Below are 10,759 nucleotides of genomic sequence, written 5' to 3'. Positions count from 1 at the left end.
GGTCATGCCGCAGCCGGGACCTGGTCGTCCTCCAGTACGCTGAAGTCGACGTCGAGGCGGGTGTCGTAGTCCTCCGGGGTGATCCCGAGCTCGTGGGTGGAGTAGGCGCCGAACCGGTTGATGTGCTCGGTCAGGTACGGCGAGATCTGTGCCAGGTCCAGCGGGTCGATCACGTGGCCCTCGGCTTGCAGCTGCCGCACCGCGTCCGCGATGTCCAGGGTGTTGTGGAAGATCACCAGGCTGGCCAGCAGCGAGGTGAACTTCACGTCCTTCTCCTGCTCGACCGGGTCGTTGTGCGCGACCGTGCCGCGCTGGCCGAACCGCACCCAGTCGCTGAAGTGACTGCGCGTACTGGTATCAGACCGGCTCTGGCCCACGCTTGCACTGTCGCGGCGGCACCGTACGGTCGCCTGCAACTCGTACAGAACAAGCCCACGGGCGCCGCATCTCGCACCCCGAGTAGGCACGGCGAAGAGGCCTCACCGGGGCCCCCTAACTCTTCACATCCGTCAGTGCACCTTGTGGTAGGCGTCGCGGATTTCAGCAGGCACTCGGCCGCGGTCGTTGACCTCGTAGCCGTTTTCCTTCGCCCACGCACGGATCCTTGCACTCTCCTCTCCAGCCGCCTTGACCGAGCGCTTCGCTGCCTGGCCTTTGGCCCTCCCGGTCTTCCGGGCTGCCTTGATGAAAGGACCGAAAGCCTCGAGCATCTGCTCGTAGGAGTCCGGGCCGAGGTCGATCTCGTACGGCACACCGTTGAGAGCGAAGGTGTGGGTAGCAGCCTCATGAGTCTCTTCGCCCGTGAGGTCGTCCGTGTAAATGGTGACAATCTTCTGTGCCACGAGGCAATCCTAGACCGCAGGGAAGCGGAAGATGCCGGGACTACTGCGCTGCAGCTAAGCCATCCCCCTTCCAGCGACACCCCCGGATGCCAGCCATTCTCAAGAAAGACGTTAAACAGCAAGCCGACTTCGAAAATCGAGCCTGCAGAGCTGCTCGATACCCGCGGCCATCTGTTCCCCAATCCACGTCACACGAAGGGTGTCATGACGGGTCATCAGGTATACCTGACGCTACGTCAGCAAATCAGCATTGAGTCAGCATGCACCCTGCCAGAGGTGGTGACAGGAGGCGACACATGCACATGCGCCAATCCGACCCGTACCACCTCTGAGCTGCAAAGATGCTGGCCAACCCGCTGCACCCACAACACCGCCGCCAACCTGGTGCCAATGGAAGCCGAAGAGGCACCGGGCCCAGCCTGACGGGTCGCCGTGCTCATGCACGTCCAGCTCGCCACAGGCCGCGCTGCTTCCGGCCAGGCACCGACGGTCCGATGGAGGCGCATTCCAGGACAGCGTCGGCAGCCCAGCCCCGGCCATACAGCAAGCTGACGTCAAGATCCGGACCCGGCACGGACCAACGCTCTGCCCCTGCGGTCACAGCCACCATTTCAGCAGGTCAGCAACGCTAGAAGGTCTGTACCACCAGAAGACGAAGAACCTGCTGGTGTCGTGCACACCGAACAAGCGCGGCTTCTTCTAAGCGCCCGCGGAAAGGTGCCTGGACTGGGCTTTGCCTGGCGGGCGCCTTTCGTTCGTCCCGTTCGGACCATGGCCCGGATTGCGTTGCACCTCCGACTTCCTCGCATGTGCTCTGCACGGTCCCGGTTTCACCAACCGGGGACCGTCTGCTACGTATCGCGTCGAGCCACGGGACTCGCACGCAGCCACTGCATTGGTTTGGCCAGGAAGCCAGCTGGTCCGGAGAGCGGGAGTCACACCGTCCGTGACGAGCACCAGTGGCTCGTCGTCCATGAGTCGGTCGAGGTTGTCGGCAGCGACACGTGAGGAAGTACCAACGACTTGGGCGATGTGCCGGGTCGCGGCTCCTTGGGTCGCGGTCTTGGCGACGAGACCGTCCGGCGGCCCTTGCCTCCCGGCCCGGCCGGCGCTCAGACGTTACGCCGTGTTGTACGAGCGTCACCGTGCATAGCCTGTTCCGACGCTCCTGGACCACCACCACTGGGAAGACCGCCCCACCCGCGACCCGCTGTCCGGGCGAGCCCCTAATATCATTTGGCGTCCTCCCACGGACGCTGACGCCCGCTGGGTCGTGCCCACCGCCCCACGCCCTGCACGACGACTCCACCGCATGACAATGGAGTCGATCATCGAGGAGAGGAACGTTCATGCGCGCCCGGAGCATTGCCACGGCCACCGCAACAGCATTGGCACTGGTGGCCGCTCGTGACCTTGTCCAGAAGAAGCACGCATTGCTCCGGAACTTCCCCGTGCTCGGGCACGCCCGGTACCTGTTGGAGACGATCGGGCCTGAGCTGCGGCAGTACATAGTGACCTCCAACGACGAGGAGCGCCCGTTCAGTCGTGACCAGCGCACCTGGATCTACGCGTCGGCGAAGGGGGAGAACAACTACTTCGGGTTCGGAACCGACAACGACGTCGAGCACACGCAGGGGCACGCCTACCTGAAGCAGCGCACGTTCGCCGGCACGCTGCCCGACGCGCACGACCCGCAGGCCCCACTGCCGTCGGCCAAGGTGCTGGGCGGGCCGCGCGGGCGCGCCAAGGCGTTCCGGCCGGCGAGCGTGGTGAACATCTCGGCGATGAGCTTCGGGTCGCTCTCCGGCGCGGCGATCACGGCGCTCAACAAGGGGGCGGCGCTGGCGGGCACCCTGCACAACACGGGCGAGGGCGGTCTCTCGCCGTACCACCGCAACGGCGGCGACCTCGTCCTTCAAATCGGTACGTCCTACTTCGGCTGCCGCAACGAGGACGGCAGCTTCAACATCGACAAACTCAAGGATGTGGTCGCCGGCGCCCCGGTCAAGGCGATAGAGATCAAGCTCTCCCAGGGCGCCAAGCCGGGGCTGGGCGGAATGCTGCCGGGCGCGAAGGTGACCCCGGAAATCGCCGAGATCCGCGGCATCCCGCTCGGCGAGGACTGCGCTTCCCCGTCGCGGCACACCGCGTTCGACGACGTCGACTCGATGCTCGACTTCGTCGAACTGCTCGCCGCCGAGACCGGCCTGCCGGTCGGGATCAAGAGCGCGGTGGGCGAGATGGAGTTCTGGCAGGAGCTGGCCACGCTGATGGCGCGTGGTGACCGTGGTGTCGACTTCGTGACCATCGACGGCGGCGAGGGCGGCACCGGGGCGGCGCCGCTCACCTTCTCCGACTCGGTGTCGCTGCCCTTCCGGATGGGCTTCTCCCGGGTCTACGGCGTCTTCGCCGAGCGGGGGCTGACCGACGACCTGACCTTCATCGCCTCCGGCAAGCTCGGCCTGCCCGAGAACGCCGCGGTCGCCTTCGCTCTGGGTGCCGACATGATCAACGTGGCCCGTGAGGCGATGCTGTCGATCGGCTGCATCCAGGCGCAGAAGTGCCACACCGACAAGTGCCCCACCGGCATTGCCACCCAGAGCCCGTGGCTGGCCCGCGGCCTCGACCCGACCTCGAAGGCCACCCGGGCCGCCGTCTACCTGCGCACCCTCCGCAAGGAGCTGATGAAGGTCTCGGCGGCCGTCGGAGTCGCCCACCCGGCGCTCATCACGGCCACGGACATCGAGATCATGAACGGCGACTACGAGGCCCGTACCCTGGCCGGCGTCTACGGCTACAAGGACGGCTGGGGCGAGCTCGGCCCGCATCTCGCCGAGGAGATCACCGCACTGCTCACCGCCGAGCAGTCCTCCGACCGGAAGCCGACCGCCTGACGTGGCCCTCACGGCAGGCACCACGCTCGCCGCTCCCCTGCCCGGAGTGCGCGCGTGGCGCCGGCCGGTGGCACTCTTGTCTTCCCTGCTCCACGAACAGCCCCTGCCTAGGTGATCACAACATGAGCGAAAAAGTGAGATTCCCGAGCGTCGTCGGCCCCGAACTGGCCGGAGCGATCGACCTGCCGGACGGCGAGATCCGCGGCTGGGGGATCTTCGTGCACGGATTCACGCTCGGCAAGGGCTCGCCGGCCGCGTCGCGCGTCAGCAAGCAGCTGGCACGCGAGGGGATCGGCATGCTGCGCTTCGACAACCTCGGGATCGGGGACTCCGACGGCGACTGGGGGGACGGTTCCTTCACCGTCAAGGTCCAGGACACGATCCGTGCCGCAGCGATGATGGCGGAGCGAGGGACTCCGGCAGACCTGCTGGTGGGGCACTCATGGGGAGGTGCCGCCGTCCTCGCCGCGGCGGCCGAGGCCACCGGCGTCCGCGCGGTCGCCACGATCGGGGCGCCGGTCGATCCCAGCCACGTCGAGCGACAGTACGACGCCGTCGTGGACCGCGTGCTCAGTGACGGGTCGCACGAGTGGTTCGTCGGCGGGCGGACCCTCGTCCTCAAGCGCGCCTTCGTCGAAGACGTCCGCCGTGCTCACCTGCGGGACCGGATCGGCGAGTTGGACCTGCCGCTACTCGTCCTGCATTCGCCGACCGACAACACCGTCGACATCGCCAACGCCGGGGAGATCTTCCGCGAGGCACGACACCCGCGAAGCTTCGTCTCGCTCGAAGGAGCGGACCATTTCCTGACCGCCCGAGGGCAAGCACAGCGAGCCGCCCGCATCATCAGCGCCTGGGCCGACCAGTACGTCCACGGGTCACAGCCGTAGCCGGGGATCAGGTACACGGTCAGAATTGCAGCCACAGAGAACGAGACTCGGCAAAGCGCCGGACCTGGCCGACAAGGTAAGGCCGCACCCCGCTGAGCGCACGGTCCACATCGCGACGATGCAGGCTGACGATCTCCCGGCCGGCGGCCGCGGGTCCTACAGCTGATCCGCATCACCACCAAGCCCCTGAGTCCGACAGAAAGTGCCCTGCGCGCCGGGCGCCACGACCTCGTGCGCGCTCCTCAGCGAGCGTGTCAGCCTGCGCCCTCGGCGCCCCTCCGAGCGCGACGCCCGGCCCGCGTCACCGTACGGATGGCCACGTCATGACCGCCTGGCGCGCACCGCCTCCGCCTACCAGGTGACCGGGAGCTCGTGCAGGCCGAAGATGGCCGCGTCGTTCTTCAGCGGCAGGTCTTCAGCGGGGCCGGCCGGCCGGAGTCCGGGGATGCGGCGGAGCAGGGTGTCGTAGACGATCTCCAGTTCCATGCGGGCGAGGCTCTGCCCGAGGCACTGGTGCGGTCCGTGGCCGAAGGCGAGGTGCTGGCGTGCGCCGCGGTCGACGTCCAGTGTTCCGGGGTTCTCGAAGACGTCCGGGTCGTGGTTGGCCGAGCCGCCCAGCGCGAAGACGCCTTCGCCGGCGCGGATGGTCTGCCCGCCGATCTCGACGTCCTCCTTGGCCACGCGCGTGGTGATGATGTCGGTGATGGTGAAGTAGCGCAGCAGTTCCTCGACGACCTGCGGCGTGGAGCCGGGGTCGCCGGTGAGGCGCGCCCGCAGCTCGGGCGTCTCCATCAGGGCGAGCATGCCCAGCGAGATCATGTTTCCGGTCGTGTCGTGTCCGGCGGTCAGCAGCAGGAACGCCAGGTCGACGAGTGCGTCGTGGTCGTACGCGCTGTCCTTTCGGCCCTTGGCGATCTGGCGGCTGAGCAGGTCGTCCCCCGGGACCTTCTCCTTGGCCGTGACGAGCTCGTCCAAGTAGGTCTGCAGGTCGAAGAACGCCTGCTGCCGGGTCAGCGGCGGGAGGGTCATGCTGAGCATGCGGGAGGTGCGGTCCTCGAAGAAGTCGCGGTCGGCGACGGACACACCGAGCAGCTCGCAGATGACCAGGGACGGCACCGGGAAGGACATCGTCTTCACCAGGTCGGCCGGGTTGGGGCCGGCGAGCATCGCGTCGACGCACTCATCGACGATCTCCTGGACGCGCGGGCGCAGGGCTTCCATCCGGCGGAAGGTGAACTCGCCGACCACGGCGCGCCGCGCGCGGGTGTGTTCGGGCGCGTCCATGCCCGCCAGGGACAGTGTGGAGTCCTTGTCGCTGCGGGCGAGTTCGACCAGCATCGGGAAGTTCGGATCGGCCCGGTCGGAGCTGAGGTGCGGGTCGAGCAGCGCCTTGCGCACGTCGTCGTAGCGGGTCAGGATCCACGCCGGCTTGCCGGTCGGCAGGGTCACCTTCGACACGGGCCCGCTCTCGCGGAGGCCGTTGTACTCGGCGGGCAGCCGGTAGGGGCAGGTGCGGGGGAAGGGGAAGGCGGGCGGGATGCCGCCGTCGGTCGGTCCGGTCACGGGATATCGCTCCTCATCGGTGGTGGGTGCGCGGTGGCGCCGGAGGTGCGCCGCGCCGTCGCCCGGGGTTGGGCCGGCGCTCCTCCGGCGCCACCTCGTTCGAACGTCCCCGGTCAGAGGGGCTTTTGGGCGGTCAGCAGGACGGAGCCGAATTCGTCGACGTCGATCATGGAGGCGGGGCTGAACTTTTCCTCTGCCTCGTCGTCGAAGACGGTCTGCATCTCCTGGGAGCCCTTGCTCATCTGCTCGAAGGTCTGTCGCACGCTCTGCTCGGTGATGTCGAGGAGTTCGACGAAGCGCAGGCCTGCGTCGCGCAGCATGGGCACGTAGTCCTCGGGCCGGGCCAGCGTCATGATGAAGTCGCGCAGCAGCCGGTCCACCGCGGGCTGCTTCTCGGCGGGGATGGGGCCGCGCTCGAAGAAGTCGGTGAGGACCAGGCGGCCGCCGGGGCGCAGTACGCGGCGGATCTCGGCGAGGACCCGTCCGCGGTCGGGCATGTGGAAGATCGACTCGATGGCGATGGCGGCGTCGAAGGAGTTGTCGGGGAAGGGCAGTTCCATGGCGTCGGCGTGCCGGAACTCCACGCGGTCGCTCAGGCCGGCGCCCTCGGCGAGGGCGGTGGCGCGGGCGATCTGGTCCTTGCTGATCGCGATGCCCGTGACGTGGGCGCCGGTGCGCCGGGCGATCCGCATGGCCGGCTGGCCGACTCCGCAGCCGACGTCGAGGACCCGCTGTCCCTGGTCGATCCGCAGGCGGTCGGTCATCGTGTCGGTGAGCCGGTCGGCCGCTTCCACGAGCGGGGTGTCGTTGTCGTCGACGTCCCAGTAGCCGAGGTGGAGGCTGCCGCCGGCCGCTTCGGTGTCCAGTGCGGTGAGGCGGTCGTAGAGGTGTCCGACCTCTTCGGGGACGGGGACGGCGACGGGGGCGGTCGTGGTCGTGGACGTGGACGTGGACGTGCTGGACATGAAGTCCTCCGTTTTTCTGTCTGGTGAATCGGTAAGGGAGGGGTGGAACTTGCGCGGTGGGCGCGTGGATTCGGCCGGAAGCGCCGGAAGCGTCTATGCGACGCAGGCTGAACGCCGAGGGAAAATGGGGCAGGTGGAGAATTCACTGCGCATGGTGTGCAGCCCGCCAGCTGTGTGGCGTCCGGGCCTGGAGATCACCATACCGGGCGGGAAGAAAATGGGGAACAATTTCACCGGAAATTCCGTGGAGACAGGAAAATCCAGGGAGTTCACCCTTTCTTCCCGCAGGGCGTGGTGTTTTCATTCAGCGATTCTCACGAGCATTTTGCCGGTGTTGGCGCCGCGCAGCATGTCGATGAATGCGGCGGGTGCGTTCTCCAGTCCCCTGACGACGGTCTCCCGGTAGGAGATTCTCCCGTCTGCCAGCCAGCCGCCCATGCGGGCGGTGAACTCGTCCGGGAGGTCGGCGTGGCCGCCGACGAGGAAGCCGCGCAGGGTGATGCCCTTGGCGATGGCCTGCGTCAGGTTCCGTGGGCCGGCCGGCGGGTCCTTCTCGTTGGCCTGCGAGATGCTGCCGCAGAGGGCGAACCGCGCGCCCATCCTGGCCAGGACCAGGGCGGCGTCCAGGTGGTCGCCGCCCACGTTGTCGAAGTAGACGTCGATGCCGGCCGGCGCGGCCTTCGCCAGTTGTTCGAGAACCGGTCCGTCCTTGTAGTCGAATGCCGCGTCGAAGCCGAGCTCCCCGGTCAGATAGGCGACTTTCTCGGCGCTGCCCGCCGATCCGATCACGCGTTCCGCGCCGCAGAGCCGGGCGATCTGACCGACGAGGGAGCCCACCGCGCCCGCGGCGCCGGAGACGAACACGGTGTCGCCGGGCCGGAATTCGGCGACCTTGAGCAACCCCGTGTAGGCGGCGTGCCCCGGCATACCGAGCACTCCGAGATACGCGCCGGGCGGCGCGAGCGCCGGGTCGATCTTGACCGCGCCGGCAGCGCCCACGACGGCGTACTCCCGCCAGCCGAGGCCGTGCAGGACCAGGTCACCGACGGCGAGGTGCGAGGACTTCGAGACGACGACCTCGCCGACGGCGCCCCCGTCGAGCGCCTTGCCGACGGCGAACGGCGGAACGTAGGACCTGGTTTTGTTCATCCGCCCGCGCATGTACGGGTCGACGCTCATCACCAGGTTGCGGATCAGCACCTGGCCGGTCCTGACTGCGGGCGTTTCCGCCTGCACGACCGAGAAGTTCTCAGCGGTCGGCCACCCCTCGGGGCGGGCGGCGAGCCGGACTTCGGTGCCCGTGGACGGAACGGTCATCACGTTCTCCTCGACTGCGGTGGGGTGTCCGTCACGCACTGGGCACACCGAGGGTGTCGCGCCAGTGCCGGCATGCGGTGGCGATGTGTTCGGCGGCACCGTCGAGCAGCATGAGGGCGATCCGGTCCACGTGACGGTGCCGCCATGAGGCGAGTTCGGTGCCTTCGACCCACTGGTTGAAGGCACCCAGCGCCGGACCGGTCTGGACCTGGTAGTTCACTTTTCCGGAGCCGTCGCCGTTCATGGCGAGGCGCGTGGTGTGGAAGAAGTACCAGCGGAATACCAGCGCCATCTTCTGTTTGGGCTCGGCGTCGGCCCGGTCGATGTCGGCGTCGCGGCCCTGCGACCGGAGATAGGTGCGTACTTCGTCCCAGACCTCTTCGATGCTCTTTCCGAAGTAGGTTCTCTCCAGGAGGGAGCGCGTTTTCTCCGGAATATCGTCGAGGCCGGCGTAGTGGGAGTAGAGGGAGAACAGTTTGTTGGCCCGCGTGGGGAAGAAGACGCCTTTGCGGAGCACCTGCACCTTGGCACCGAATTCGAACATGTCGCCTGCGGGGGCGTAGGCGGTGTCGGCGATGCCGACGTCCTGCAGCATGTCCTTGACCTCGGTGCTCATGCCGGATTCCACCGTGCACTGGTTGATGGATCCGGTGAGTACGTAGTCGGCGCCCAGCATGAAGGCCGCCGCGACCGCCGCGGGGGTGCCGAGGCCGCCGGCGAGCCCCATGCAGATCTGTTCGTCGTAGCGGTACCGGTCCTGGGCCTGCTGCCGGAGCTTGAGCATGGCGGGCATCATGACCGTGGCGACGCCGCCGTCCGTGTGCCCGCCGGAGTCCGCCTCGACCGTGATGTCGTGGCTCATCGGCACCGTCCGGGCGAGCTCCGCCTGTTCGTCGGTGAGGGCGTTCTCCCGGCGGAGCCGGTCCAGGACCGTCCCGGGGGCGGGTGCCATGAACTGCTCGGCGACCTCCGGCCGGGAGACCTTGGCCACGATGCGGTGGTCGCACACCGTCCGGCCGTCGGCACCGCGGCGGAGTCCCCGTGCCCGGTAGAGGACGAGTGCGGGGGTCATCTGCATGAAGGCCGACGCCTCGATGACGGGGACGCCGTCGCGCATCAGCACGTCGACCAGCGCGCGCTCGGCCGCGGGGTCGTCGTGGTCGGCCAGTACGTTGACGCCGTAGGGCTGCCCGTCGGCCAGGCCGTGCTGGACCTCCTTCACCCCCTGCTCGATCTCCGGGAGCGGCAGGCCGCCGGTTCCCAGGAAGCCGAGAATGCGGTGCCGGCCGAGCCTGACGACCATCTCGGCCGAGGCGATTCCCCGGTACATACCGCCCACGGCGTAGGCGTGGCGCACGCCCATGCGCCGGCGGAACAAGGGGCTGCCGAGCGCGGCGGCCGGTGTCTCGGGCCGGGCAGCCGGTGCATCGGGCCGGGCGACCGGCCGCGGGGCGGAGCGGATCTGGTCGATCAGCCTGCCGAGCACGCGGCCTCCGAGTTCGACGAAATCGGTGACGCCCTGGTCGAGGAGGTGGTGGACGCTCTCGGTCCAGCGCACGGGCTGCACGATCTGGTCGACGAGCGTGCGCGCGGTCCGGCCGGGGACGTACGGGCGCGCCGTGGCGTTGGCGATCACGGGCGTGGCCGGGTCCCCGAGGGCGAATCCGTCGGCGAAGCGGGCGAAGTCCTGCTGCGCCTGCTGCATCAGGGGCGAGTGGAAGGCGCCGGACACGTTCAGTCTCACGCAGCGGACGTCGCGCGCCTCAAGGTAGGCCACCAGCGCGTCGACGGTCGCGGTGTCGCCGGACACGACCTTCTGCTGCGGTGCGTTGTCGTTGGCGACGGTCAGGCCGCAGAAGCCGCCCTCGTCGAGGAGTTCGCGCAGCCGTGCCGCGTCGACCCCGACCACGGCCGCCATGCCACCGCCCCGTGCCTGCGCCATCAGTGCACCGCGCCGCTGGACGAGGCGCAGTCCGGTCGCGAAGTCGAAGGCGCCGGCGGCGTGCAGGGCGCAGTACTCCCCCAGGCTGTGGCCGGCGAGGAAGGCCGGCTCGTCGCCGGTGCTCTCGCGCCACTGCCGGTGGGCGAGCGCCCCGACCACGAACAGCGCGGGCTGCGTGTACTCGGTGCGGCCCAGTTGCCGGTGCGGATCGTCCAGGCACAGTGTGCGGAGGGAGTAGCCGAGGACTTCGGAGGCTTCGTCGGCGAGTTCGGGATACGCGTCGAACAGCTCGCGTCCCATGCCGCGCCGCTGGGCGCCCTGGCCGGGAAAGACCACTGCCTTCATG

8 protein-coding genes are annotated in these 10,759 nt (G+C 68.5%); 2 read left to right on the top strand and 6 right to left on the bottom strand.

Translation table 11 applies throughout. From position 1 onward, the window contains the following. Window positions 1–2 precede the first annotated feature (2 nt). Together CPH93_RS33095 and CPH93_RS33090 are read right to left on the bottom strand one after the other, a co-directional pair. Window positions 3–377 carry a Tn3 family transposase gene (locus CPH93_RS33095; protein ID WP_096214960.1) on the bottom strand — a complete coding sequence of 125 codons (375 nt, stop codon included), beginning with the start codon at window positions 375–377 and terminating at the stop codon, window positions 3–5. 132 nt (window positions 378–509) lie between these two features. After that, window positions 510–842 (bottom strand): histone-like nucleoid-structuring protein Lsr2, encoded by a 333-nt coding sequence (locus tag CPH93_RS33090; protein ID WP_096214959.1) that lies wholly within the window; start codon window positions 840–842, stop codon window positions 510–512. 1,349 nt (window positions 843–2,191) lie between these two features. On the opposite strand from CPH93_RS33090, the gene CPH93_RS33085 reads away from it, so the two are divergent. Both CPH93_RS33085 and CPH93_RS33080 read left to right on the top strand, forming a co-directional pair. Further along, on the top strand, window positions 2,192–3,736 hold the full coding sequence (locus CPH93_RS33085; protein ID WP_093481590.1) for an FMN-binding glutamate synthase family protein: 1,545 nt from the start codon (window positions 2,192–2,194) through the stop codon (window positions 3,734–3,736). A gap of 122 nt (window positions 3,737–3,858) precedes the next feature. Beyond that, window positions 3,859–4,626: an alpha/beta hydrolase family protein gene (locus tag CPH93_RS33080; protein ID WP_093481591.1), complete on the top strand. Its 768-nt coding sequence runs from the start codon at window positions 3,859–3,861 to the stop codon at window positions 4,624–4,626. Between the two features lie 351 nt (window positions 4,627–4,977). Here CPH93_RS33080 and CPH93_RS33075 read toward each other — a convergent pair whose 3' ends face one another. The 4 genes from CPH93_RS33075 to fabD form a co-directional block, all read right to left on the bottom strand. Continuing rightward, window positions 4,978–6,189 carry a cytochrome P450 gene (locus CPH93_RS33075; RefSeq protein ID WP_096214958.1) on the bottom strand — a complete coding sequence of 404 codons (1,212 nt, stop codon included), beginning with the start codon at window positions 6,187–6,189 and terminating at the stop codon, window positions 4,978–4,980. Between the two features lie 113 nt (window positions 6,190–6,302). After that, complete coding sequence (locus CPH93_RS33070) at window positions 6,303–7,154, bottom strand: SAM-dependent methyltransferase (protein WP_093648424.1); 852 nt, start codon at window positions 7,152–7,154, stop codon at window positions 6,303–6,305. A 300-nt stretch (window positions 7,155–7,454) separates the two neighbouring features. Further along, window positions 7,455–8,474 carry an MDR family NADP-dependent oxidoreductase gene (locus CPH93_RS33065; RefSeq protein WP_093481594.1) on the bottom strand — a complete coding sequence of 340 codons (1,020 nt, stop codon included), beginning with the start codon at window positions 8,472–8,474 and terminating at the stop codon, window positions 7,455–7,457. Window positions 8,475–8,502: 28 nt separating this feature from the next. Continuing rightward, window positions 8,503–10,758, bottom strand: coding sequence for an ACP S-malonyltransferase (gene fabD / locus CPH93_RS33060; RefSeq protein WP_093481596.1), 2,256 nt, complete (start codon window positions 10,756–10,758; stop codon window positions 8,503–8,505). Between the last annotated feature and the right edge of the window lies 1 nt (window position 10,759).

This window comes from Streptomyces sp. 2323.1 (assembly GCF_900221035.1).
Taxonomy (GTDB): Bacteria; Actinomycetota; Actinomycetes; order Streptomycetales; family Streptomycetaceae; genus Streptomyces; species Streptomyces sioyaensis.
The sequence above is the reverse complement of the archived record's forward strand: the minus strand, read 5'-3'. Positions and strand labels throughout refer to the sequence as shown.

Bases quoted from the DNA above. Each gene is read 5' to 3' on its own strand.
- CPH93_RS33085 (WP_093481590.1), top strand. From the start codon at position 2,192: ATGCGCGCCCGGAGCATTGCCACGGCCACCGCAACAGCATTGGCACTG.
- CPH93_RS33080 (WP_093481591.1), top strand. From the start codon at position 3,859: ATGAGCGAAAAAGTGAGATTCCCGAGCGTCGTCGGCCCCGAACTGGCC.
- CPH93_RS33070 (WP_093648424.1), bottom strand. From the start codon at position 7,154: ATGTCCAGCACGTCCACGTCCACGTCCACGACCACGACCGCCCCCGTC.
- fabD (WP_093481596.1), bottom strand. From the start codon at position 10,758: ATGAAGGCAGTGGTCTTTCCCGGCCAGGGCGCCCAGCGGCGCGGCATG.